This window comes from Azohydromonas sp. (assembly GCF_035325925.1).
Classification (GTDB): Bacteria; Pseudomonadota; Gammaproteobacteria; order Burkholderiales; family Burkholderiaceae_C; genus Calidifontimicrobium.
In genome coordinates this window covers 1-22,991 of the sequence record NZ_DAOKZA010000037.1, presented here as the reverse complement: position 1 = coordinate 22,991, position 22,991 = coordinate 1, and the positions used below count along the sequence as shown (strand labels likewise).

General features: G+C 72.9%; 21 protein-coding genes and 1 pseudogene. 10 read left to right on the top strand and 12 right to left on the bottom strand.

Annotation, left to right across the window (positions count from 1 at the left end; translation table 11 throughout):
• Positions 1-4 precede the first annotated feature (4 nt).
• On the bottom strand, positions 5-400 hold the full coding sequence (locus PKC53_RS13545; RefSeq protein WP_324429451.1) for a PepSY domain-containing protein: 396 nt from the start codon (positions 398-400) through the stop codon (positions 5-7).
• Positions 401-514: 114 nt separating this feature from the next.
• Between PKC53_RS13545 and PKC53_RS13540 the strand changes: the two genes are divergently transcribed.
• The 6 genes and pseudogenes from PKC53_RS13540 (at position 515) to PKC53_RS13515 (ending at position 5,172) form a co-directional block, all read left to right on the top strand.
• On the top strand, positions 515-961 hold the full coding sequence (locus PKC53_RS13540; protein WP_324429484.1) for a DUF1924 domain-containing protein: 447 nt from the start codon (positions 515-517) through the stop codon (positions 959-961).
• Positions 962-983: 22 nt separating this feature from the next.
• Positions 984-1,505 carry a diheme cytochrome c gene (locus PKC53_RS13535; RefSeq protein WP_324429449.1) on the top strand — a complete coding sequence of 174 codons (522 nt, stop codon included), beginning with the start codon at positions 984-986 and terminating at the stop codon, positions 1,503-1,505.
• Positions 1,506-1,525: 20 nt separating this feature from the next.
• Positions 1,526-2,266 carry a cytochrome b/b6 domain-containing protein gene (locus PKC53_RS13530; RefSeq protein WP_324429448.1) on the top strand — a complete coding sequence of 247 codons (741 nt, stop codon included), beginning with the start codon at positions 1,526-1,528 and terminating at the stop codon, positions 2,264-2,266.
• Positions 2,267-2,396: 130 nt separating this feature from the next.
• Entirely contained in the window at positions 2,397-3,452 is a 1,056-nt protein-coding gene (locus PKC53_RS13525) for a DUF1615 domain-containing protein (RefSeq protein WP_324429446.1), read from the top strand.
• A 17-nt stretch (positions 3,453-3,469) separates the two neighbouring features.
• Positions 3,470-4,912 (top strand): annotated as a pseudogene (locus PKC53_RS13520) (permease).
• Positions 4,913-4,938: 26 nt separating this feature from the next.
• Positions 4,939-5,172, top strand: a complete 234-nt coding sequence (locus tag PKC53_RS13515; protein WP_324429444.1) for a thioredoxin family protein — start codon at positions 4,939-4,941, stop codon at positions 5,170-5,172.
• Between the two features lie 33 nt (positions 5,173-5,205).
• Here PKC53_RS13515 and PKC53_RS13510 read toward each other — a convergent pair whose 3' ends face one another.
• From PKC53_RS13510 to hrpA, 11 genes are all read right to left on the bottom strand, one after another.
• Positions 5,206-6,399, bottom strand: coding sequence for an MFS transporter (locus tag PKC53_RS13510; protein WP_324429442.1), 1,194 nt, complete (start codon positions 6,397-6,399; stop codon positions 5,206-5,208).
• 9 nt (positions 6,400-6,408) lie between these two features.
• Positions 6,409-8,262: an arsenic resistance N-acetyltransferase ArsN2 gene (arsN2, locus tag PKC53_RS13505; RefSeq protein ID WP_324429440.1), complete on the bottom strand. Its 1,854-nt coding sequence runs from the start codon at positions 8,260-8,262 to the stop codon at positions 6,409-6,411.
• On the bottom strand, positions 8,253-8,768 hold the full coding sequence (locus tag PKC53_RS13500) for a MarR family transcriptional regulator (RefSeq protein ID WP_324429438.1): 516 nt from the start codon (positions 8,766-8,768) through the stop codon (positions 8,253-8,255). The genes arsN2 and PKC53_RS13500 overlap by 10 nt, the downstream gene beginning before the upstream one ends.
• 551 nt (positions 8,769-9,319) lie before the next feature.
• Positions 9,320-9,769, bottom strand: coding sequence for a universal stress protein (locus tag PKC53_RS13495; protein WP_324429436.1), 450 nt, complete (start codon positions 9,767-9,769; stop codon positions 9,320-9,322).
• Between the two features lie 10 nt (positions 9,770-9,779).
• Positions 9,780-10,832, bottom strand: coding sequence for an ACR3 family arsenite efflux transporter (arsB, locus tag PKC53_RS13490; protein ID WP_324429434.1), 1,053 nt, complete (start codon positions 10,830-10,832; stop codon positions 9,780-9,782).
• Position 10,833: 1 nt separating this feature from the next.
• Complete coding sequence (locus PKC53_RS13485) at positions 10,834-11,322, bottom strand: arsenate reductase ArsC (protein ID WP_324429432.1); 489 nt, start codon at positions 11,320-11,322, stop codon at positions 10,834-10,836.
• 8 nt (positions 11,323-11,330) lie between these two features.
• Positions 11,331-11,789: an ArsI/CadI family heavy metal resistance metalloenzyme gene (locus PKC53_RS13480; RefSeq protein ID WP_324429429.1), complete on the bottom strand. Its 459-nt coding sequence runs from the start codon at positions 11,787-11,789 to the stop codon at positions 11,331-11,333.
• Between the two features lie 29 nt (positions 11,790-11,818).
• A complete protein-coding gene (locus tag PKC53_RS13475) occupies positions 11,819-12,157 on the bottom strand; it encodes a helix-turn-helix domain-containing protein (RefSeq protein ID WP_324429427.1) in 339 nt (112 codons plus the stop codon).
• A gap of 17 nt (positions 12,158-12,174) precedes the next feature.
• The gene (gene arsJ / locus PKC53_RS13470; protein ID WP_324429426.1) at positions 12,175-13,404 is read right to left on the bottom strand and encodes an organoarsenical effux MFS transporter ArsJ; all 1,230 of its coding nucleotides are present in this window, start codon (positions 13,402-13,404) and stop codon (positions 12,175-12,177) included.
• 435 nt (positions 13,405-13,839) lie between these two features.
• The gene (locus PKC53_RS13465) at positions 13,840-14,883 is read right to left on the bottom strand and encodes an ArsJ-associated glyceraldehyde-3-phosphate dehydrogenase (protein WP_324429424.1); all 1,044 of its coding nucleotides are present in this window, start codon (positions 14,881-14,883) and stop codon (positions 13,840-13,842) included.
• Between the two features lie 213 nt (positions 14,884-15,096).
• The gene (hrpA, locus tag PKC53_RS13460) at positions 15,097-19,488 is read right to left on the bottom strand and encodes an ATP-dependent RNA helicase HrpA (protein ID WP_324429422.1); all 4,392 of its coding nucleotides are present in this window, start codon (positions 19,486-19,488) and stop codon (positions 15,097-15,099) included.
• A gap of 120 nt (positions 19,489-19,608) precedes the next feature.
• On the opposite strand from hrpA, the gene argA reads away from it, so the two are divergent.
• The 4 genes from argA to PKC53_RS13440 all read left to right on the top strand — a co-directional run bounded on the left by argA (position 19,609) and on the right by PKC53_RS13440 (position 22,824).
• The gene (argA, locus tag PKC53_RS13455; RefSeq protein ID WP_324429420.1) at positions 19,609-20,949 is read left to right on the top strand and encodes an amino-acid N-acetyltransferase; all 1,341 of its coding nucleotides are present in this window, start codon (positions 19,609-19,611) and stop codon (positions 20,947-20,949) included.
• Positions 20,950-20,963: 14 nt separating this feature from the next.
• The gene (locus tag PKC53_RS13450; protein ID WP_324429418.1) at positions 20,964-21,236 is read left to right on the top strand and encodes an oxidative damage protection protein; all 273 of its coding nucleotides are present in this window, start codon (positions 20,964-20,966) and stop codon (positions 21,234-21,236) included.
• Positions 21,237-21,373: 137 nt separating this feature from the next.
• Entirely contained in the window at positions 21,374-22,426 is a 1,053-nt protein-coding gene (locus tag PKC53_RS13445; RefSeq protein WP_324429416.1) for an extracellular solute-binding protein, read from the top strand.
• Positions 22,427-22,518: 92 nt separating this feature from the next.
• Positions 22,519-22,824 carry an H-NS histone family protein gene (locus tag PKC53_RS13440; RefSeq protein WP_324429414.1) on the top strand — a complete coding sequence of 102 codons (306 nt, stop codon included), beginning with the start codon at positions 22,519-22,521 and terminating at the stop codon, positions 22,822-22,824.
• The last annotated feature ends 167 nt before the right edge of the window (positions 22,825-22,991 follow it).

Sequence of the window (22,991 nt, the reverse complement as noted above, 5' to 3'; positions counted from 1 at the left end):
ACCGTCAGCGCCCCGTGCGGTCGGGCCCGCGTGTGTCCCTGCCGCGCAGCTTGAGCACCTCGGCGGTGCGCGCGTCGACGTCGAGCTTGACCAGGTGGCCGCCGGGCTGCAGCAGCTTGATCTCGTAGATCCAGCGCCCGTCCTCGCGGTCGAGCTCCAGCTCGAGGACCTGACCCGGGTGGCTGCGCTGCACGCGCTCGAGCAGTTGCGGCAGCGGCAGCACCTCGCCGGCCAGCACGGCCTGCCGCACGCGCTGGTGGTCGTCGCGGTCGGCCATCGCGGCGCCCGCGCACCCCAGCAGCGCCGCCGCGAGCACGACCGTGCCCGGCAGCCGCGCACGCCGGCCGCGCGGCGTGCTCGCGGCGCCGGTGCGGTGGAGACGGACGTGCGACGCGCTCATGCGCCCATTGTGCGACGCGCGCCTGAACGCGCGATGAACGCCGCCTTCATGCGGCCTTCAAGCCGCCGCCCGAAGAATGCCCGCATCGAAGCCCGCGCCCCGTGCAGCCATCCCATGACCCGCCGAACAAGCCGATTGCTCCCGCCGCGCGCTGCCGCCCTCGCCCACGCTGCGCGATGGGCCGCGGCGGCGCTGTGCGCCGTCGTGGCCCACGCCGCCGTCGCCGCCGAGACGACGCCGGCGCAGCAACTCGAACGCTTCAGTGCGCAGGCCGGCGTCGCGGGGCAGGCCGAACGCGGGCGCGCGTTCTTCACGAAGCGCCACGGCGGCGAGTGGTCGTGCGCCTCGTGCCACGGCGATCCGCCGGTCGACGCCGGCCGGCACGCGGCCACCGGCAAACGCATCGAACCGCTGGCGCCGGCGTTCAACCCGCGCGCCTTCTCCGACCAGGCCAAGGTGGACAAGTGGTTCAGCCGCAACTGCAACGACGTCGCCCGGCGCGAGTGCACGGCGGCGGAGAAGGCCGACGTGCTCGCCTACCTGAACGCCCTGACGCGCTGATCCCCCCTGCAGGACACCGACGATGACGCACCGAACAGCACCCTCGACCTGGCTGGCGATCGCGCTGCTGGCCGCCGCGCCCGCTGCCGATGCCGGCGACGACGCCCGGACCCCGCGGCATGTCCCGAGCGCCTACACGCAGGAGTGCGCGGCGTGCCACCTCGCCTATCCGCCCGGCATGCTGCCGGCACGGTCGTGGCGGCGCATGATGGCCTCGCTCGACCGCCACTACGGCAGCGACGCGTCGCTCGACGCGGCCACCGTCGCCACGCTGTCGGACTGGCTGGCGGCCCACGCCGGCTCTTCGCGGCGCGTGCGCGACGACGACCCGCCGCAGGACCGCATCACGCGCAGCGCCTGGTTCGAGCGCAAGCACCGCAGGCTCGACGCGGCGAGCTGGGCGCACCCCGAGGTGAAGTCGGCCGCGAACTGCGCCGCCTGCCACCCTGCCGCCGCCCGCGGTGAGTTCGACGACGACGACCTGCGGCTGCCGCGCGGCCTCGTGCGCCGCGATCGCCGCGATCACCGCCCCCTGCACGACTGACCGCCCCGAGGAGTCCGGCCATGCCCGACACGACCACCACCGTCGACACGAGCGACCTCGCACGTGCTGCCGCGCCGGCGCCAAGCCGCCGCGTCGTCGACGCGCCGACGCGCATGTTCCACTGGCTGTTCGCGCTGAGCTTCGCCGGCGCCTGGCTGAGCGCCGAGTCCGAGCACTGGCGCGCGCTGCACGTCACGCTCGGCTACACGCTGGCCGGGCTGCTCGCGTGGCGCGTCGTCTACGGGCTCGTCGGGCCGCGCCACGCGCGCCTGTCGCTGCTGTGGCGCCGTGTCGCCGGCGCGCCGGCGTGGCTGCGCTCGCTGGTCGGGCGCGCGGACGCCGGCGATCGCAGCGCACCGCAGGGCGCCCACCTTGCGATGGCCGCAGCCATCGTCGCGATGCTGCTGCTCGCCGGCCCGCTCGCACTCAGCGGCTACGCGACCTACGAGGAATGGGGCGGCGACGCGTTCGAGGACGTGCACGAGTTCCTCGCCAACACCTTCCTCGCGCTCGTGCTGCTGCACCTGACGGTGCTCGCACTGCTCAGCGCGGTGCGGCGTCGCAACCTGGCGTTGCCGATGCTCAGCGGGCGCGTCCCGGGCCGAGGCCCCGATCTCGTCCGCCACAACCGGCGCGCCCTGGCGGTGCTGCTGCTGCTCGCCGTCGTCGCCTTCGGCGTCTGGCAGCACCGGCAGACCCCGCGCGGGCTGCTGCCCGACGCGGCGACGGCGCTGCGCTCGATCGAGCACGACGACGACTGACCTGCGCGCCTTCGCGCGCCGCGGCTTGGCCCAGAATGCGCGCGTGCTGCCAAACGCGTCCCCGCGGTCCGTCCGTGCGACCCGCGCCCTGACCGGCATCGCGCTCGCCGCGGCGCTGGCGGGCTGCGCGGTGCCCGTCGCAGTGGACCGGCCCGCCGGGCTGGGTCCGACGCAGGCGCGCGAGGCGCTGCAGCGCCTGCTGCCGGCCACGCTCGCCGACCGCGCCGGCTGGGCGGCCGACATCCACGCCGCGCTGTCGGCGCTCGAACTGCCGTCGACGCCGCGGCACCTGTGCGCGGTGCTCGCCGTCACCGAGCAGGAGTCGGGGTTCCGCGCCGACCCGACGGTGCCGGGGCTGGCTGCGATCGCGCGCAAGGAGATCGAGCGCCGCGCCGACGCCGCCGGCGTGCCGCAGTTCGCCGTGCGCGCCGCGCTGGCGCTGCGCTCACCCGACGGGCGCAGCTACGCCGAGCGCATCGACGCGGTGAAGACCGAGCGCGAGCTCAGCGAGCTGTTCGACGACTTCATCGACATGGTCCCGCTGGGCCGGCGCTTCTTCGCCGACGACAACCCGGTGCGCACCGGCGGGCCGATGCAGGTGAGCATCGCGTTCGCCGAGGCCCACGCGCGCACGCGCCGCTACCCCTATGCGCAGCCCGGGTCGATCCGCAGCGAGGTGTTCACCCGCCGCGGCGGGCTGTACTTCGGCACCGCGCACCTGCTCGACTACGACGCCCCGTACGACCAGCCCCTGTACCGCTTCGCCGACTTCAACGCCGGGCGCTACGCGAGCCGCAACGCCGCGTTCCAGAACGCGCTGGCCGTGGCCTCGGGCATCGGCGTGGCCATCGACGGCGACCTGCTGCCCCGCGACGGCGCCACGCTCGGCGAGACCGAACGCGTGGCCTACACGCTGGCCGGGCGCATCGGCATGAGCGAGGCCGCGATCCGCCGCGACCTGTTGCGCGGCGCCGACGCCGGCTTCGAGCACACGACGCTGCACGGGCGCGTGTTCGCCTACGCCGAGAGCATCGACCGCCGCGGGCTGCCGCGCGCCGTGGTGCCGCGCATCGACCTGCGCAGCCCGAAGTTCACGCGCAAGCTCACGACCGAGTGGTTCGCGCGCCGGGTCGACGAGCGTCATCGCCGTTGCCTGGCGCGCATGCCTGCCGCTGCCGACGACTGACACACTCAGCACGCACCATGTCGATCGTGACCGATTCCCTCGCCGCCGGTGCCGGCAACCTCGCCGCCTACCTCGCGGCACACGTGCTGCTGTGCCTGTTGCCGGCGTTCGCGATCGCCGGCGCGATGGCCGCGCTGATCCCGAAGGCCAGCGTGACGCGATGGCTGGGCCGCGGCGCCGCGGGGCACGTCTCGTACCCGGCCGCGGCCGCGGCCGGTTCGCTGCTGGCGGTGTGCTCGTGCACCATCGTCCCGCTGTTCGCCGGCATCTACAAGTAGGGCGCCGGGCTGGGTCCGGCGGTGACCTTCCTGTTCTTCGCGCCGGCCGGCAACGTGCTGGCGCTGGCCTACACCGGCAGCATCCTCGGCGCGGAGTTCGCCGTCGCGCGCGTGCTGTTGTGCCTGCTGTTCGGCGTCGGCATCGGGCTGCTGATGTCGCTGCTGTTCTGGCGCGACGACGCGGCCCACGACGCGCAGACCGACTCGGCGTTCGCGGCGCAAGCGCGCATCGGCGGCGCCGCCACCGGGGTGCTGCTGTCGCTGATCGCGGTGCTGATCGCCGGCACCGTCAAGCTGTCGCCGCTGACGGCCGCCGTGGCTTCGCTGGACCTGCCGCTGGACTGGGCCAGCGCGTGGCAGGCACGGCTCGCCGCCTGGGTGCCGTTCGACCCCGCCAAGGGCGAGGAAGGCGTGAGCGTGCAGGGCTCGCTGCTGATCGTGCTGCTCGCGGCGATCGGCGTCGCCGCGTGGAAGGGCCTGGAGAACATCGTCGAAGGCGCCAACCGCTGGACCTGGGCCGCGCTGGTGCTGGTGGCCTCGACGCTGCTGGTCGCGTCGACCGCGATGCACGTGCACCCCGGCGGCGTCACGGTGGCGTTCACGGGGCGCACGCTCGCCGTGGCCGCTGCCATCGCGGCGGTGCTCGTCCACGCGCGGCGGCTCGACGCCGACGCGCGCCACGCCTGGCTGTGGGAGTCGTGGCGCTTCGTCAAGCAGATCTTCCTGCTGCTCGTCGTCGGCGTGTTCCTCGTCGGCGTGATCCGGCAGTGGATCCGACCCGCGTGGATCCAGGCGCTGGCCGGGCGCAACGACCTGCTGGCCAATGCCAGCGCGGTGGCCTTCGGCGTGTTCATGTACTTCCCGACGCTGGTCGAGGTGCCGGTGGCGCGCATGTTCCTCGACCTCGGCATGCACCGCGGCCCGCTGCTGGCCTATCTGATGGCCGATCCCGAGCTCAGCCTGCAGAGCATGCTGATGGTCGCCGCGGTGCTCGGCCGCACGAAGACCGCGGCCTACGTCGCGCTGGTGGCGGTGTTCAGCGTCGCCGCCGGCCTGCTGTTCGGCGCCTGGGTCGACGGCGCCGGCATCGGCTGGATCGCGCTGGGGCTGGCCGCGGTCGGTGCCCTGCTCGCCGGCGTGCTGCGCTGGTTGAACCTGCGCCGAGCCGCGGCCGTCGCCTGACCCCCATCGCACGAGGAGCGTCCACCATGAAGACCGTCAAGATCCTGGGTTCGGGCTGCGCGAACTGTCGCAAGCTCGAGGCCGTCGCGCGCGAGGCCGCCGCCGCGGCGGGCGTCGACGCCGAGTTCGTCAAGGTCACCGACCTCGCGGCGATCATGGCCTACGACGTGCTGTCGACGCCGGGGCTGGTCATCGACGACCGGCTCGTCAGCAGCGGGCGCATCCCGACGAAGGCCGAGATCCAGGCCTGGCTCGGCTGAGTCCGGCGCGCCGGTGCGCACGCCGCGTCGCGCTCAGGGCCGCGGTCGCGGCGTCGTGCGCCCGAGCAACAGCAGCGCGACGAAGGCCGTCAGGCCGACGCCGCCCGACAGCCACAACGCGCCGGCCTGCCAGCGCTCCAGCGCGAGCCCGAAGGCGAACGGCGCGCCGGCCTGCGCGATGCGTGCCGGCAGCATCAGCCACCCCTGGCGCGCGCCGTAGCCCGCGGCGCCGAACAGCACCAGCGGCAGCGTGCCCTTGGCGATCGTCAGGATGCCGTTGCCCGCACCGTGCAGCACGGCGAACAGCGGCGCCAGCGCCGGCCCGGCCAGCAGCAGCGCCAGCACCCCCAGCGGGTGCGCGAGCGCCGCCAGCCGTGCCGACAGCAGCGGGTGCACGCGGCGCAGCAGACCGAACTCGAGCAGCCGGCCGGCGACTTGCGCCGGCCCGACCAGGGCGCCGACCCCCACCGCCACCGCGAGGCTCGCCCCCGCGGCCTGCAGCATGCCGGGCAGGTGCGCGGCCATCGCGGTGCTGATGAACCAGGTCGCGGCGAACACGAAGGCCAGCAGCGCCGCGGTGCGCGTCGCGTGACGCGGCGGCATGCCGTCGCCGCCCACGCTGCCGGCGGCCTTCGTCGCCCTCGCGTCGCGGCGCGACGTTGCCGGCGCGCGCGGCAGCCGCGCGTTGAGGGGCAGGCCCAGCAGCAGGTGCAGCGCGGCCCACGTGAAGCAGGCCCCGCGCCAGCCGAAGCGCACCTCGAGCCACGCCGACAGCGGCCAGCCCACGGTGCTGGCGAAGCCCGCGATCAGCGTGATGCCGGTGATGCTGTTGCGCGCGTCTTGGCCGTACAGCCGCACCAGCGTCGCGAAACCGGCCTCGTACAGCCCGCTGCCCATCGCGACGCCGATCAGCGCCCACGCCGCCGCCAGCGCCCACGGGCCCTGCACCGCGCCGAGCGCCGCCAGCCCGGCGGCGAACAGCAGGTTGGTGCCCATCAGCACCGGCCGGCCGCCGAGGCGGTCGATCAGCCGCCCGGCCGCGGGCCCGACGCCGGCCGAGACCACCAGCGCCAGCGAGAACGCGAGGAACACCGCCGGCGTGCCGATGCCGAGCTCGCGCGCCATCGGCGCCGCGAGCAGCGCCGGCAGGTAGTACGACGAGGCCCAGGCCAGCGTCTGCGCGCCACCCAGCGCGGCGACGACGCCGGCGCGGTTCGGCGGCCCCACGCGCGGGGCTCAGGCGCAGCAGCGCGCCGCCTCGCGGCGCACCGGCGGCGCGGCGGGCCGGCCGCAGCCGCCCAACCCGCAGTCGCCGGCGGCCAGCGGCGCCGGGGCGAAGCCCGCGGTGACCGGCGCGGGCGCGGACGGGTCGACGCCACACACCCCGGTCTCGGGCAGGTCGAGCTCGACGCGGTCGGCCGCGTCGACGTCGCCGGCGATCGCCGCCGCCACCGAGCGCGCCTGCTCGAAGCCGGTGGCCATCAGGAAGGTCGGCGCGCGGCCGTAGCTCTTCACGCCCAGCGTGTAGAAGCCGGGCTCGGGGTGCGACAGCTCGCGGTGGCCGTGCGGGCGCACCGTGCCGCAGCTGTGCACGTTCGGATCGATCAGCGGGCCGAGCGCCTCGGTCGACTCGAGCCAGGGGTCGAGCCTCAGACGCAGTTCGCGCGTGGTCGCCAGGTCGGGCCGCTGGCCGGTGGCGCAGACGATCTGGTGCACGCCGTCGATGCGCATCGGCACCCCGTCGGGGCCCTGGCCCTCGACCGTCAGCGTCGCGCCGTCGCGGCGCACCGCGGCGATGCGCAGTCCGGCGACGAAGCGCAGCGCGCCGCCGTCGCGCAAGGCCTTCAGCGCGCTGCCGAGCGCGCCGCGCGCCGGCAGCGCGTCGGCGGCGCCACCGCCGAACACCCGCGCCGGCGCCGGCGAGCGCACGGCCCACACCAGTTCGGTGCCCGGCGCCTCGGCGGCGAGATCGGCCAGCGCGAGCAGCGTGTTGGCCGCCGAGTGGCCGGCGCCGACCACCAGCGTGCGCTGCCCGGCGTAGCGCGCGCGGTCGCGCCCCAGCACGTCGGGGATGCCGTAGAAGACCGCGTCGGCGTGCTCGCGCTCGCCGGCGGCGGGCAGCCCGTCGGCGCCCAACGGGTTCGGCGAACCCCAGGTGCCGCTGCAGTCGATCACTGCGCACGCGCGCCACACCCGCTCGCGCCCGTGCTGCACGGCACGCACGACGAACGGTGCGGCGTCGCGCCCGGCGCTCTTGACCTTGTCGAAGCCCTCGCGGCTGATCGCGGTCACGCGTGTGTGCAGGTGCAGAGCGCGCCGCACCGCCGGCAGCGCGGCGTACGGCTGCAGCACACGCTCGACGACCTCGCGCGCCAGCGGCAACTCGTCGGGCGGCGGCGCGCGCCATCCGGTGGCCTCGAGCTGCGCGGCCATCGCCGCGTCGACGTCGTAGCGCCACGGCGAGAACAGTCGCACGTGGCCGTAGTCGAGCAGGTGCGCGCCGACCGATGCGCCGGCTTCGAGCACGACGGGTTCGATGCCGCGCTCGATCAGCCTCGCCGCCGCCGCCAGCCCGACCGGCCCGGCGCCGATCACGACCACCGGCCACGCGGCGAGGTGGGGCGCGGCGGCCGGTGGCGCCTCGACCAGGTCGAGCGCCATGAACGCGGCGTCGGCCGGGCACGCGCCGCCGAACCCGGCCGAGGCGCGCAGCGCCACCGGGGCTTCGCCGGGCGGGCGTCGTTCGAAGCCCAGGCGGCGGAACCAGTCGGCCGCCGTGGTGGTGCGCAGGCCGAGCTGGCGCAGCCCGCGACGCGACGCCTCGGCAACGAGACGTGTCACCAACTGCCTGCCGACGCCTCGATGCTGCCAGGCCGGGTCCACCGCGACCGAGCGCAGCAGTGCGGCGTCGCCGTGCACCTCGGCGCCGGCGCAGCCGACGACGCGGTCGCCGGCGACGGCGACGAGGAAGGTCGACAGATGTTCGCGTGCGCCGTCGAGCGGCAGCGCGTGCGCGCGCAGCAACGCGGCGACCGCGTCCCAGTCGTCGGGGCGGGCGGGACGCAGCGCGTGGTTCGGGGTCAGCGGCATGGTTCGGTACCTTCACAGGACGGGGGGGTGGGGGGCGAGGAGTCCGCCGCCGGCGCCACGCAGCAGGCGACGGCGTCGGGATGTCGGTGCAGCGCCTCGAGCAACAGGCGCAGCGACTTCTCGACGGCCGCGCGGTCGCGGGCACTCATGCCGTCGAGCAGGTGCGAGGCGTGGTTGTCGAGCGTGCGGTTGAGCTCGGCGACGCGGCGCCGGCCGTCGGCGGTCAGCGTGACCAGCCAGCTGCGCGCATCCTGCGGGTTGGGCTGCTTGCGCACCAGGCCGCCGTCGACGAGGCCGTCGACGGCGCGCGAGACCCAGCTCTTCTCCAGGCTCAGCCGCTGGCCGAGCTCGAACATCGGCAGCGCGCCGGAGCGACCCAGCTCGGTCAGCAGATGGCACTGCGTGGCCGTGGTGCCACAGCAGTCGGCGACGACACGCTGTGCGCGCGTGTACAGGCGGGCGACCTCGCGCAGCAGTTCGCCGGCGGGATGCGGGGAGGCGTCCATTTAGATGCTATACGCAACCAATTGGCGGGCAGTCTGCCGCAGGCGCATGCGGTTGTCAATAGCAACCAATTCGACGGGGCAGCGCTCGCACCGCGGCTGTGCGAACGACGGTCACCCACGCGGCGCCAGCGGCGCCCGGGTGCAGCCCGAACAGCGAGATCGCCACCGCCACCGCCAGCGCGAGCCCGTAGACGCGAGCCCGAAGACGCAAGCCCGAAGACGTTCGACGTGACGACCGGCCACGTGGGTCCCGCGATCGGATCGTGCCGGTCCGACCCACGCCAACGCGCCTCATCGAAGCCCGGCGCGATTCACCGTCAGACCATACCGGTCTGACTCAAGCCAACAGGCCTCCTCGAAACCCGGTGCGGTTCAGTTCAAGGTTGAGGTGAGTCTTCATGCGGACGACAAGGGGATCTTGCCGTTCGGGTCGCGCCGAGAGATCGTCCAGCGCTACGACCAGCTTGGGCACTGGAGTGCGGACGGCATGAAGACGATTCAGTGCCTCCGCGAGTGCGAGTACCTCGTCTTCGACGACGTCAACATCGACTTCACCGAATCGCTTCAGCTGAGCTACTCGTATTTCGATTACTGGGACGTACCCATTCCAGCAGCAGCGGCAGCCGGGCCTTGCGGACGACCTCGCGCGCCACGCTGCCGAGGATCAGCCGTTGCGCGACGTCGTGGCTGCGCGAGCCGATGACGACCAGGTCCGCCCCCGCCTCGGCAGCGGCGGCGAGGATCGCGTCGGCCGGCACGCCAGCGGCACGCACCTGCACCTCCACGGCCAGGCCGGCCGCGCGCAGCGGGGCGGCGCCGGCCTCGATGCGGTCGACGGCGCGCTCGTCCTCGCGCCACTGCGGCCCCTGCGCGTAGCCGACCCGGATCACGTGCGCGACGACGACGCGCTCGATGCCCCAAGACCTCAGCGCAGGCATGCAGCCGAGCAAAGGGCCCTCGGCGGGCGACAGGTCGAGGGCGAGCAGTGCGGTGCGGAACATGACGGATCCTTCAGCGGGCGGCCGGCGCAACACCGGCCGCGCCCCGTGCACCGCCGAACCAGTGTCGCTTCCGGTTCGCGATCGCCACCAGCGACAGCATCACCGGCACCTCGACCAGCACGCCGACGACGGTCGCCAAGGCGGCGCCCGAGCTCAGACCGAACAGCGAGATCGCCACCGCCACCGCCAGCTCGAAGAAGTTCGAGGTGCCGATCAGGCACGCCGGCGCCGCCACGTCGTGCGGCAGCTTCAGCCAGCGCGCGCCGAGCGCGGCGACGAAGAAGATGCCGTAGGACTGCAGCACCAGCGGCACCGCGATCATCGCGATCACCAGCGGCTGCGCCACCAGCGTCTCGGCCTGCAGGCCGAACAGCAGCACCACGGTGGCGATCAGCCCGGCGACCGACCAGGGCTTGATGCGCGCCACGCGTGCCGCCAGCGCCTGCGGACCGTCACGCAGCCAGCGCCGGCGCGTGGCGATGCCGGCCACCAGCGGCAGCACGACGTAGAGCACCACGCTGAGCAGCAGCGTCTGCCACGGCACGTGGACGTCGGTCACGCCGAGCAGGAAGGCGGCGATCGGCGCGAAGGCGACGACCATGATCAGGTCGTTGACCGACACCTGCACCAGCGTGTAGTTGGGGTCGCCCTTCACCAGCTGGCTCCAGACGAACACCATCGCCGTGCACGGCGCGACGCCGAGCAGGATCATGCCGGCGATGTATTCGCTGGCCGACGCGGGGTCGACCCAGGGCGCGAACAGGTGCTCGAAGAACAGCACCGCCAGCGCCGCCATCGTGAACGGCTTGACGAGCCAGTTGACGACCAGCGTCAGCACCAGCCCGCGCGGCCGCTGCCCGACCTCGCGCACGGCGGCGAAGTCGATCTGGATCATCATCGGGTAGATCATCACCCAGATGAAGACGGCGACGACGAGGTTGACGTGCGCCCACTCGAGCGCCGCGATGGCCTCGAACAGGCCCGGCACGGTCAGGCCCAGCGCCACGCCAGCGGCGATGCCGAGCGAGACCCAGAGCGTCAGATAGCGTTCGAACAGGCCCATGTCAGTTCCCTGCGATGGATCGCAGTGCGGATTGGAGATCGGTGGCGGACAGGTCCTGCAGGGGCAGCGCGAGCAACTGCAGCACGCGGTAGCCCAGGGCCTGCCGCGTCAGCTCGAAGGCGCGGCGGCGTTGCGTCGCGTCGCCCTCGGCCCTCGACGGATCGGGAACGCCCCAGTGCAGCCTGACCGGCCGCCGCCCTGCGCGCCCGACGAAGTACGGGCAGCTCTCGGCGGCAGCGTCGTCGCAGACGGTGACGACGATGTCCAGCGGCTGCACCGCGGTGCCCGGCGCGCTGCCCGCGCTTTGTGCACGCACCGGCCGGCCCAGCCGCCGCGCCCAGTGGTTGAGCATGGCCTCGGCCAGGATGCTGCGCGCCGAGTTGTGGGTGCACAGGAAGAGGACCTCCACCGAGGGTCGAGTGTCCGCTGCGGACGCATCGGGGCCGAGCCCGGCCACGGCATCCGCCGCGCGGGATGGGGCGGCGTTCATGCGGCCCGTCAGCAGCAACGCGCGACGGCCTCGGCGGCGGGCTCGGCCGTCTGCGCCGGGGCGCAGAGCGCCGCGCCCGCGGCCGCCGCCGCCTCGCGGAAGACCGCAATGTCGTGCAGCGAACGGAAGCGCTCCCAGGCGATGCCCTGCGGGTCGGTCACCCAGTGCTTGTCGCTGCGCGCGTGGCAGCAGCTGGTCGGGCCTTCGTCGAGCAGCGCCATGTCGGCCGCCTGCGCGCGTGCCTTGAGCTCGGCCAGCTCGCCGTCGTCGTCGACCTGGAATCCGAGGTGGTCGACATCGGGTGCCGCCCCGCGGGCCGAAACGGCGAAGTTGATGCGCGGGTCGTCGAGCTTCCACTTGGCGTCGTCGGCCTCGACGCGCGTGGGCTCGGTGCCGAACAGCTTCGAGTCGAAGGCGATGCCGGCGCCCAGGTCGGTGACGCGGGCGTGGACGTGAAAGCGTTTCATCGCGAGGCTCCTCGGGCCGGGGTGGGGGGTCAGCAGGTGGCGCAGCCGGAGGACTCATCGGCGGCGCTGGGCGCGACGCAGTCGACGCCGTGGCAGCAATGCGCGCTCAGGTAGCCCAGCAGCGCGTTCATGCGCACGATGTCGGGGCGGCAGATCAGGTGCCGGCCGTCGCGCTGCTGCGTCACCAGGCCGGCGTGCATCAGCTCCTTCAGGTGGAACGACAGCGTCGACGCCGGCACGTCGAGCGTCGCCGACAGGTCGCCCGGCGTCAGCCCGCCCGGGGCGGCGCCGACCAGCGCGCGGAAGATGCGCAGCCGCGCCGGCTGGGCCAGCGCGGCCAGCGCCGCGACGGCATCGTGTTCATCCATCGTGTCGACCTCCTTCATCACGACGCGGGTTGCAGCGCCGTCGGGTGCCGCAGCGGCAGGGCGAGCGTCACGCCCCAGCAGGCCAGCAGCATCGCGGCCGAACCCGCCAGCGCTCCGGTCAGCCCGAAGCCCTGGTACAGCAGCCCCGACAGCAGCGTGCCGAGGAAGCGGCCGAGCGCGTTGGCCGCGTAGTAGAAGCCCACGTCCTCGGCCGCCTTCTCGCTGCCGGCATAGGCCAGGATCAGGTACGAGTGCACCGAGGAGTTGACCGCGAAGGCGACGCCGAACACCGCGAGCCCGGCGACGACGACCCACTCCAGGTGCGGCACGCCGGCGATGACCAGCGCGGCGAGCACCAGGGGCACGAGGGCCAGCGCCGCCGACCACCGGCGCGCCGCCGGCACCTCGCGGCTCAGCCCGTCGTCGCTGCGCCGCACGATCGCCGGCGCCAGCGCCTGCACCGCGCCGTAGCCGATCGTCCACGCGGCCAGGAAGCCGCCGACCATCGTGAAGGTCCAGCCCGAGGCGTAGAGGAACACCGGCACGCCGACGACGAACCACACGTCGCGCGCGCCGAACAGCAGCACGCGCGCCGCCGCCAGCGCGTTGATGCCGCGGTTCTTGGCGAACAGTTCCCTGGCCGACGTCGACGCCTTGCTCTTGCCCATCAGCGGCGGCACGAAGGCCACCACGCCGGCCAGCACCAGCGCCAGCAGCGCCGCCATCGCCCACAGCGCGTGCTGGAATCCCACGGCCTGCAGCAGCAGACCACCGAGGAAGAAGCCCACGCCCTTCATCGCGTTCTTGCTGCCGGTGAAGAAGGCCACCCACTTGAACAAGCGCCCGCTGGCCGAGCCGGCGGTGAGCTTGATCGCCGACTTGCTGGCGGTCTTGGTCAGGTCCTTGGCCACGCCGCAGATGCCCTGCGCGACGACGACCCAGGCCACCGACAGCGCCGCCGTCCAGTCGGGCGACAGCGCCGACAGCAGCAGGAAACCGGTGATCTGCGTGGCCAGACCCACCGCCAGCATGCGCGCGATGCCGAAGCGCGTGGCCAGCCAGCCGCCGACCAGGTTGGCGACCACGCCGGCGGCCTCGTACAGCAGGAACAGGAAGGCCAGCGTGAACGGCGAATAGCCCAGCCGGTAGAAGTGCAGCAGCACCAGCATGCGCAGCGCGCCGTCGGTGAGCGTGAAGCTCCAGTAGGCGGCCGTGACGAGGGCGTAGTGGCGCGTGCCTGCGTGCATCACTGTTCAGCCTTGACAGGCTGCGGCCCGTTGCGGAACCCGGTGAGCGTCTGCTGCGCGAGGCGGCTCGCTTGCGACCGTCGCGCGGGCCAAGGCCAGCGGGCTCCCTCCCACTCCATGTCCCCCGGGCCGGGCTGCGCCCGACCCTGCTCCTTCACTTCCGTGGGAGGGAGCCCGCTGTCCTCGGCTTGCAGGCACTGCGGCCTTCGACGGTCGAACACCCGTGCGGTGGCCTGCCGAGGACGGTGGGTGCCCTTGCCCGGAAGTAAAGGAGGAGCCGCCGGTCGAAGACCGCAGGCGGGGGACATGCAGGGCAAGGGCACCCGCCGGCCTCGGCATGCGCGACCTTGGCACGCGCATGCAAACCCGACGTTCAAGGCCAGCGACGGGCCGCAAGCGCAAGCCCAGGGGTGCCAGGGCATCGGCGACCGCACTTCAGGTGCCCCGCTGACGCATGTGGCACGCCAGGTCCACCATGCGGCAGGCGTAGCCCATTTCGTTGTCGTACCAGGCGTAGACCTTGAGCAGCGTGCCGTCGGTGACCAGGGTCGACGGCGCGTCGACGATACCGCTGCGCGTGTCGCGCGCGTAGTCGGCGCTGACCAGCGGGCGCTCCTCGTAGCCCAGGATGCCGGCCAGCGGCCCGGCGGCGGCGGCCTTGAAGAGCGCGTTGACCTCGTCCGCGGTGGTGGCGCGCTGCAGCTCGAACACGGCGTCGGTCAGCGACGCGTTGAGCACCGGCGCGCGCACCGCGTGACCGTCGAGCTTGCCCTTGAGCTCGGGGTAGATCAGCGCGATCGCGGTGGCGCTGCCGGTGGTCGTCGGCGCCAGGCTGAGCATCGCGCTGCGCGCGCGCCGCAGGTCCTTGTGCGGCGCGTCGACCACCAGGTTCGTGTTGGTCGGGTCGTGGATGGTGGTGATCTGCCCGTGGCGGATGCCGATCGATTCGTGCACGACCTTGACGACCGGGGCCAGGCAGTTGGTGGTGCAGCTGGCGGCGGTGACGATGCGGTGGCGCGCTGGGTCGTACAGGTGGTGGTTGACGCCGAAGACGACGTTGAGCACGTCACCCACCTTGACCGGCGCGGCGACGACGACGCGCCTGGCGCCGCGGTCCAGATGACCCTGCAGCGTCTCGGGGCTGAGGAACTTTCCGGTGCACTCGAGCACCAGGTCCACGCCGAGGTCGCCCCAGGGGATCCCGCCCGGCGCGGCGTGCGACGAGAAGCCCAGGCGCCGGCCGCCGACGCGGATCGCGTCGTCGCCGTCGGCCTCGATCGCCTCGCGCCACCTGCCCTGCACGCTGTCGAAGGCCAGCAGGTGCGCGGTGGCGGCGGCGCCGCCCTTGAGCTCGTTGACGTGCACGACGTCGAGCCGGTTGGCGGCACGCGGGTCGGCCTCGGGGCGCTCGGCGGCGCCGAAGGCGGCGCGCAGCGCCAGACGGCCGATGCGGCCCATGCCGTTGATGCCCACTCGCATGATGGTCGACGTACTCCGTGGCCGCGACGCGACGCCGCGACGCATTTCGATATTCCTCGAATTATGGAACATCACGCTGACCGAACGATGACAGCCGTCGCGTGCGCGACGTCGTCGGCCCGTGCACCGTGCCACCTCGCAAGCCGCGGCGTCGCACCGCTCGGGCCCTTCGCGCCGCACCGGCCTGCGCAGGCAGGCCGTGAGCCGCGGCGCTCAGCCCTGCAGCTGGGCCCAGGCTTTCTCGAGCCGCTTGACGCTCACCGGCTGCGGGGTGCGCAGCTCCTGCGCGAACAGGCTCACGCGCAGTTCCTCGAGCAGCCAGCGGAACTCGTCGAGCCGCGCGTCGCGCCGGCCCTTGAGTTCGGCCACGCGGCGCAGCCAGCGCTGCTCGAGCGCGCGCACCTCGGCCAGGCGCTGCGCGTCGCGCGCCGGATCGACGCGCAGCTTGTCGAGCCGCAGCACGACCGCATTCAGGTAGCGAGGCAGGTGCTGCAGCGCCGTCCACGGCGTCTCGGCGAGAAAGCGCCTCGGCACCAGCCGCTGCAGCTGTGCCGCGATGTCGTCGGCGACGTCCTTCGGCGCGCGGCTGTCCTTGAGCTTGCGCGTGGCCGCGGCGTGCCCTGCAAGCACTGCTGCGGCCTGGCGCGCGACCTCCTGCGCGATCAGGTTCAGCCGCGCACGCCCTTCGTCCACGCGGGCCTTGAAGCTCGTCGCGTCGGCGGGCAGCGGCTCGGCGAGGAAGGCACGGTCGAGTGCGACGTCGACGATCTGCGCGCGCAGCTCCTCGAGCGTGCCCAGGCCCATGTACTGCGCCGCCATCGCCTGCAGGTCGGGGATGTGCTTCTCGAGGTACTTCAGCGGCTCGCGGACCTGCAGCGCCACCAGACGGCGCAGCCCCGCGCGGTGCTTCGCGGCGGCGACCTCGGGCTCGTCGAAGACCTCGACCTCGACGTGCGTGCCGCGGTCGACCAGCGCCGGGAAGCCGACCAGCGTCTGGCCGCCCTTGCGGATCTCCATCAGCTCGGGCAGCTCGCCGAAGGTCCACGCGGTGTAGGCGGCGGGGTCGACCGGCGGTGCGCGGCGCTCGACGGTGGCGACGACGCCGCGCGAAGCGGCCGCCGGTGGTGCGGCGCTGGCCGGGCGCGGCGCAGGTGCAGGCATTGCCGCACCGAGCTTCAGCGCCGCGAGCGCCTGGAACGCGCTGCGCGCCTGGCCGCCGAACTCGGCCTTCAACGTCGGCAGGTGCCGGCCCATGCCGAGCTGGCGACCGTGCTCGTCGACGACGCGCAGGTTCATCAGCAGGTGCGGCGGCAACTGCTCGAGCTTGAAGTCGGCGCGCTGCACCGGCAGCTGCGTGCGCCCGCGCACCGCGTCGAGCAGCCGCTCGACGAGCGAGCCGTCGCCGAACGCCGTCGCCTCGACGAAGGCCTGCGCGAACTCGGGCAGCGGCTGCAGGCGCGCCCGCGGTTTGCCCGGCAGCGTCTTGACGAGCGCGAGCACCTTGTCCTTCAGCATCCCGGGCACGAGCCACTCGCAGCGCTCGTCGGCGACCTGGTTCAGCGCGTAGATCGGCACCGTCACCGTCAACCCGTCCTTCGGGTTCCCGGGTTCGTGCAGGTAGGCCGCCGCGCAGTCGACGCCGCCCAGGCGCACGACCCTCGGGAACGCCGACGTCGTGACGCCGGCCGCCTCGTGGCGCATCAGTTCGTCGCGCGTGAGCTGCAGCAGGTTCGGCCGGCGCCGGGCCTCTTCGCGGTACCAGCGCTCGAGCGCGGCGCCACCGGTGACGTCGGCCGGGATCTGCGCGTCGTAGAAGGCGTAGATCAGCTCGTCGTCGACCAGCACGTCCTGCCGGCGCGCCTTGTGCTCGAGCTCCTGCACCTGCCGGATCAGCTTGCGGTTGTGCGCGAAGAACGGCAGCGGGGTGTCCCAGGTGTCGTCGGTGAGCCCGGCCACCAGCGCCTCGCGGATGAAGATCTCGCGCGCGCCCGCCGGGTCGAGCCTGGCGTAGCTGATGCGCCTGTCGTTGTACAGCACGAGGCCGTACAGCGTCGCGCGCTCGAGCGCCACCACCTCGGCGGCCTTCTTCTCCCAGTGCGGCTCGAGCAGCTGCTTCTTCAGCAGGTGGCCGGCCATCGCCTCGATCCACTTCGGCTCGACGGTCGCGATGCCGCGGCCGAACAGGCGCGTCGTCTCGACCAGTTCGGCGGCGACGATCCAGCGCCCGGGTCTCTTGCTCAGGTGCACGCCCGGGTGGCGCCAGAACCGGATGCCGCGCGCGCCGAGGTAGTGCTCATCGTCGTCAGCCTTCACGCCGACGTTGCCGAGCAGCCCGGCGAGCAACGAGCAGTGGATCTGTTCGTAGGTCGCCGGCACGGTGTTCAGCCGCCAGCCGTGTTCGGCGACGACGGTGTGCAGCTGCGCGTGGATGTCGCGCCACTCGCGCACACGACGCGGGTTGACGAACTGCTCGCGCAGGCGCTGCTCCTGCTGCCGGTTCGACAGCTTGGGCGAGTCGGTCTTCTCGCCGGCATGGCCATGCACACCCCGGCCCGCCTCGATCCAGCGCCACAGCTTGAGCGTGCCGGCGAACTCGGACTTCTCGTCGTCGAAGATGCGGTGCTTCTCGTCGGCCGCGGCCTGCTGCTCGAGCGGGCGGTCGCGCACGTCCTGTCCGGACAACGCCGCGGCGATGACGACGACCTCGGACAGCGCCTGGCGCTGCCGCGCCTCGAGGATCATGCGGCCGACGCGCGGGTCCAGCGGCAGCTTCGCCAGCTCGCGGCCGATCGCGGTGAGCTCGTTCGCGTCGTCGACGGCGCCGAGTTCGGCCAGCAGCGCGTAGCCGTCGGCGATCGCCTTGCCCGGCGGGCGCTCGAGGAACGGGAAGTCCTCGACGGCGCCCAGCCCCAGCGATTTCATGCGCAGGATCACGCCGGCCAGCGACGAGCGCAGGATCTCGGGGTCGGCGAAGCGCGGCCGCGCGGCGAACGACGCCTCGTCGTACAGGCGGATGCAGATGCCGTCGGTCACGCGCCCGCAGCGCCCGGCGCGCTGGTTTGCCGCCGCCTGGCTGATCGGCTCGACCTGCAGCTGCTCGACCTTGTGGCGGTAGCTGTAGCGCTTGACGCGCGCCAACCCGCTGTCGATCACGTAGCGGATCCCGGGCACGGTAAGCGACGTTTCGGCGACGTTGGTCGCGAGCACGATGCGCCGGCCGTGGCCGGGCGTGAAGACGCGGTCCTGCTCGGCCTGGCTCAGGCGCGCGAACAGCGGCAGGATCTGCGGCGGCGGGCCGCTTCGCGGGCCGTGCGCGAGGTGCTTGCGCAGGTGGTCGGCGGCGTCGCGGATCTCGCGTTCGCCGGGCAGGAACACGAGGATGTCGCCGGGCCCCTCGCGCCACAGCTCGTCGACGGCATCGGCGATCGCGTCGGCGAGGTCGGCGTCGCGCCGCGCTCCGGGCCGGCCGGCGGGCGGCGTGCCGCCTGCCGCCGGCGTCGGCCCGGGCGCGCGGGGGTCGTCGAAGGGCCGCCAGCGCTGCTCGACCGGGTACAGCCGGCCGCTGACCTGGATCACCGGCGCCGGGCCGCGCGCGCCGGCGAAGTGGTTCGCGAAGCGCTCGGCGTCGATCGTCGCCGAGGTCACGATCACCTTCAGGTCGGGGCGCTTCGGCCCGGGCCCCTGCAGGATCTGCAGCAGGTGCCCGAGCAGGAAGTCGATGTTCAGGCTGCGCTCGTGCGCCTCGTCGACGATGATGGTGTCGTACTGGCGCAGCAGCGGGTCGGACTGCGTCTCGGCGAGCAGGATGCCGTCGGTCATCAGCTTGACGCTGGCGCCGCCGTGCAGCCGGTCGTGGAAGCGCACCTTGTAGCCGACCACCTCGCCCAGCGGCGTGTTCAGCTCCTCGGCGATGCGCCTGGCCACGCTCGCGGCGGCGATGCGCCGCGGCTGCGTGTGGCCGATCAGCCCGCGCCCGCCGGCGCCGAGCCCGCGGCCGAGCTCGAGCGCGATCTTCGGCAGCTGCGTGGTCTTGCCCGAGCCGGTCTCGCCGCAGACAACGATCACCGGGTGCTCGCGAAGCGCGCGCGCGATCTCGTCGCGCCGCGCCGACACCGGCAGCGCTTCGGGATAGGTGATCGGCGGGACGGGGTTCGCGCGCGGCGGCGACATCGGGGGCGGGATTATCCCCGCGCCGCCGCGCACCCCCCGCCCCCGGCCTCCGCCGGCGCCGGCGTAGGGGATGACGCTGATCACCCCGCCCCTCGGGTCGCGCAGCACCGCGAAGCGGCCGACGGTGGGGATGTCGGTGGGAGGCATCAGCACCGTGCCGCCGAGTTCGCCGCACCGCGCCGCGGTCGCGTCGACGTCGTCGACCGTCACGTAGCAGCCCCACGCCGGCGGCATCGCGCCGGCGTCGGGCGGCATGCCCATGATGCCGCCGACCGAGGTCTCGCCGCACTTGACGACGGTGTACGGGCCGCTGCCCATGTCCATCACCTGCGTCGTCCAGCCGAACAGCCGGCCGTAGAAGTCGGCCGCGGCCGCGGGGTCGGTGGTCATCAGTTCGCTCCAGCTGAACGCGCCGTGCGTCTGGTAGGCATCCATCGTCGGTCTCCCGGTTCGTGAGGCGGCGATGGTGCGCGGCCGCCCGCGGTGCGTCAACGCCGAGAGCGTGGGAGGCGCCGGCCGTCGCGCGCGAGGGGGTGCGGCACAATGCGCGGCGTCATGAGCCTGGTCTTCCCGCACACCTTCGTGCCGTGGTTCCGCGCGGTCGCGCCGTACATCCACGCGTACCGCGGCAAGACCTTCGTCGTCGGCTTCCCCGGCGAGGGCATCGCGGCGGGCAAGCTCAACAACCTGGTGCAGGACCTCGCGATCCTGCACGCGATCGGCATCAAGCTGGTGCTGGTGCACGGCTTCCGGCCGCAGGTCGACGAGCAGCTGCGGGCCAAGGGCCACGCGTCGCGCTTCAGCCACGGCATCCGCGTCACCGACGCAGTCGCGCTCGACAGCGCACAGGAGGCCGCCGGCCAGCTGCGCTTCGAGATCGAGGCCGCGTTCTCGCAGGGGCTGCCGAACACGCCGATGGCCAACGCGACCGTGCGCGTGGTCTCGGGCAACTTCCTGACCGCGCGCCCGGTGGGCATCGTCGACGGCATCGACTTCATGCACAGCGGTATCGTGCGCCGGGTCGACGGCGCGACGATCCGCCGCGCGATCGACATCGGCGCGCTGGTGCTGCTGTCGCCGTTCGGCTTCTCGCCCACCGGCGAGGCGTTCAACCTGACGATGGAAGACGTCGCCACGAAGACCGCGGTCGCGCTGAAGGCCGACAAGCTGCTGTTCCTCACCGAACTGCCGGGCATCCGCGAGAAGCCCGACGACCCCGACAGCGACATCGACACCGAGCTCGCGCTGGCCGACGCCAAGCGCCTGCTGGCATCGCTGCCGGCGCCGACGCGGCCGGCCGACGCCGCGTTCTACCTGCGCCACTGCGTGTCCGCGTGCGAGGGCGGGGTCGAGCGCTCGCACATCCTGCCGTTCGCCGTCGACGGCGCGATCCTGCGCGAGGTGTTCACGCACGACGGCATCGGCACGATGGTCGTCGACGAGAAGCTCGAGAGCCTGCGCGAGGCCACGCCCGACGACGTCGGCGGCATCCTGCAGCTGATCGAGCCGTTCGAGCGCGACGGCACGCTGGTGCGCCGCGAACGCCACGAGATCGAGCGCGACGTGGCCAACTACAGCGTCATCGAGCACGACGGCATCATCTTCGGCTGCGCCGCGCTGTACCCGTACCCCGAGGCGAAGACCGGCGAGATGGCGGCGCTGACCGTGGCCCCCGACTCGCAGAGCCAGGGCGACGGCGAGCGCATGCTCAAGCGCATCGAGCAGCGCGCCCGCGCGATGGGGCTCGACAGCATCTTCGTGCTGACCACGCGCACGATGCACTGGTTCATCAAGCGCGGCTTCCACCCGGTCGACGCCGACTGGCTGCCCGAGGCGCGCAAGCGCAAGTACAACTGGGACCGGCGCTCGCAGGTGCTGGTCAAGAGACTCGTCTGAACAAGGAGATCGCGATGGCCCGCATGGTGCAGTGCGTGTACCTGAAGAAGCAAGCCGAAGGGCTGGCGTTCCCGCCCTACCCCGGCGAACTCGGCAAGCGCATCTACGACAACGTCAGCAAGGAAGCGTTCGAGGTGTGGAAGAAGCACCAGACGATGCTGGTCAACGAGAACCGGCTCAACCTGGCCGACGCGCGCGCGCGCCAGTACCTGGCGCGGCAGATGGAGCAGTTCTTCTTCGGCGCCGGCGCCGACAAGCCCGCGGGCTACGTGCCGCCGTCGCAATAGGCGCGTGGCGGGTCGCGCCCGGGGCGCTGCGCCGCCGCGACGCCGGCGTCGTCGGTTCTTGATCTTTCTTAAACACGAATCATTCGTGTTGTGAAGTACACTCCCGGCAGTTGTCACCCCTGCCGCAGGAGCCCCGCATGAACCCGTTCGCCAAACTCGGCCGCGCCGTCGGCGCCGTCGCCCTCGGCCTGGCCGTCGCCGCGCCCGCGGTCTGGGCGCAGGACAAGGTGCTGAACCTGTACTCGGCGCGCCATTACCAGACCGACGAGGCGCTGTACGAGAACTTCACCAAGGCCACCGGCATCCGCATCCAGCGTGTCGACGCCGACGATGCCGGTGTGCTCGCCCGGCTGAAGAGCGAAGGCAGCGCGAGCCCGGCCGACGTGGTGCTGCTCGTCGATGCGGCGCGGCTGTGGACGGCCGAATCCGAAGGCCTGTTCCAGCCGGTAAAAAGCCAGCTGCTCGAATCGCGCATTCCCGCGACGCTGCGCGGGCAGGATTCGGGCCAGGGCCCCCACTGGTTCGGCATGTCGACGCGCGCGCGCGTGATCGTGTACGACAAGACCCGCGTCGCACGCGCCGACGTCGATACCTACGAGGAACTCGCCGACCCGAAGCACAAGGGTAAGGTCTGCACTCGTTCGGGCTCGCATCCGTACAACCTGTCGCTGTTCGGCTCGCTGGTCGAGCACCTGGGCGCCGAAAAGACCGAGCAGTGGCTCAAGGGCGTGGTCGACAACATGGCCCGCGCGCCCAAGGGCGGCGACACCGACCAGATTCGCGCGGTGGCCAGCGGTGAATGCGCGATCGCGCTGACCAACAGCTATTACCTGGCGCGGCTGATGCGCTCGACCAAGCCCGAGGACCGCGCGGTGCTCGAAAAGGTCGGCGTGGTGTTCCCGAACCAGTCGACCTGGGGCACGCACGTCAACATCGCCGGCGCTGCGGTCGCGCGGCACGCGAAGAACCGCGACGCGGCGGTGGCGTTCCTCGAATACCTCGCCGGCGACGCCGCGCAGCGCTATTTCGCCGACGGCAACAACGAATGGCCCGCGGTGGCCAGCGTGAAGGTGACGAATCCGGCGCTGGCCGCGCTCGGCGAGTTCCGTGCCGAAACGATTCCGGTGGCCGTGGCCGGCAAGAATCAAACCCGCGTGCAGCAGATGCTCGACCGGGTGGGGTATCGCTGATACCGGCAACAGATTCTCTGCGCAGATTCACCGACACGGCGCCACGGCGGTAATATCCGCGGCGCCGTTTGTCGTTTTTCGCGGAGATGTCCATGCCCACGTTGCAGGAACTGCTGGCCCAGAAGGCCGAAATCGAACGCCAGATCGTCGAAACCCAGCGCAGCGAACGCGCCGACGCGATCGCCAAAGTCAAGGCGCTGATGGCCGAACACGGACTCACCGTGGCCGACCTGTCGACGCGCAGCGCCGCCGCCACGAAGGCGGCCAGCGGGCGCAAGGCACCGGTCAAGTACCGCAACGCGGCCACCGGCGACACCTGGACCGGGCGCGGGCTGCAGCCGAAGTGGCTGCGCGCCGAACTCGCCGCCGGCAGGCAGCTGACCGACTTCGAGGTCTGAAGCGCGCGGCCGCCGCCCCGGCGCATCGCGCCGCCCCGACCGGGCCGCCTGCGGGCGGCCTTTGCACGTGGGCAACCGCCGTCGGCGCGCCGAGCGCCGCGCACCGCTGCACTAGTCGGCCCTGAACAACTCGTTTTCAGGTCCGCGACGATGCGTGCTGCGGCGAC

Bases quoted from the DNA above. Each gene is read 5' to 3' on its own strand.
- PKC53_RS13545 (WP_324429451.1), bottom strand. From the start codon at position 400: ATGAGCGCGTCGCACGTCCGTCTCCACCGCACCGGCGCCGCGAGCACG.
- PKC53_RS13540 (WP_324429484.1), top strand. From the start codon at position 515: ATGACCCGCCGAACAAGCCGATTGCTCCCGCCGCGCGCTGCCGCCCTC.
- PKC53_RS13535 (WP_324429449.1), top strand. From the start codon at position 984: ATGACGCACCGAACAGCACCCTCGACCTGGCTGGCGATCGCGCTGCTG.
- PKC53_RS13530 (WP_324429448.1), top strand. From the start codon at position 1,526: ATGCCCGACACGACCACCACCGTCGACACGAGCGACCTCGCACGTGCT.
- PKC53_RS13515 (WP_324429444.1), top strand. From the start codon at position 4,939: ATGAAGACCGTCAAGATCCTGGGTTCGGGCTGCGCGAACTGTCGCAAG.
- arsN2 (WP_324429440.1), bottom strand. From the start codon at position 8,262: ATGCCGCTGACCCCGAACCACGCGCTGCGTCCCGCCCGCCCCGACGAC.
- PKC53_RS13500 (WP_324429438.1), bottom strand. From the start codon at position 8,768: ATGGACGCCTCCCCGCATCCCGCCGGCGAACTGCTGCGCGAGGTCGCC.
- PKC53_RS13495 (WP_324429436.1), bottom strand. From the start codon at position 9,769: ATGTTCCGCACCGCACTGCTCGCCCTCGACCTGTCGCCCGCCGAGGGC.
- arsB (WP_324429434.1), bottom strand. From the start codon at position 10,832: ATGGGCCTGTTCGAACGCTATCTGACGCTCTGGGTCTCGCTCGGCATC.
- PKC53_RS13485 (WP_324429432.1), bottom strand. From the start codon at position 11,322: ATGAACGCCGCCCCATCCCGCGCGGCGGATGCCGTGGCCGGGCTCGGC.
- PKC53_RS13480 (WP_324429429.1), bottom strand. From the start codon at position 11,789: ATGAAACGCTTTCACGTCCACGCCCGCGTCACCGACCTGGGCGCCGGC.
- PKC53_RS13475 (WP_324429427.1), bottom strand. From the start codon at position 12,157: ATGGATGAACACGATGCCGTCGCGGCGCTGGCCGCGCTGGCCCAGCCG.
- arsJ (WP_324429426.1), bottom strand. From the start codon at position 13,404: ATGCACGCAGGCACGCGCCACTACGCCCTCGTCACGGCCGCCTACTGG.
- PKC53_RS13465 (WP_324429424.1), bottom strand. From the start codon at position 14,883: ATGCGAGTGGGCATCAACGGCATGGGCCGCATCGGCCGTCTGGCGCTG.
- hrpA (WP_324429422.1), bottom strand. From the start codon at position 19,488: ATGGATGCCTACCAGACGCACGGCGCGTTCAGCTGGAGCGAACTGATG.
- argA (WP_324429420.1), top strand. From the start codon at position 19,609: ATGAGCCTGGTCTTCCCGCACACCTTCGTGCCGTGGTTCCGCGCGGTC.
- PKC53_RS13450 (WP_324429418.1), top strand. From the start codon at position 20,964: ATGGCCCGCATGGTGCAGTGCGTGTACCTGAAGAAGCAAGCCGAAGGG.
- PKC53_RS13445 (WP_324429416.1), top strand. From the start codon at position 21,374: ATGAACCCGTTCGCCAAACTCGGCCGCGCCGTCGGCGCCGTCGCCCTC.
- PKC53_RS13440 (WP_324429414.1), top strand. From the start codon at position 22,519: ATGCCCACGTTGCAGGAACTGCTGGCCCAGAAGGCCGAAATCGAACGC.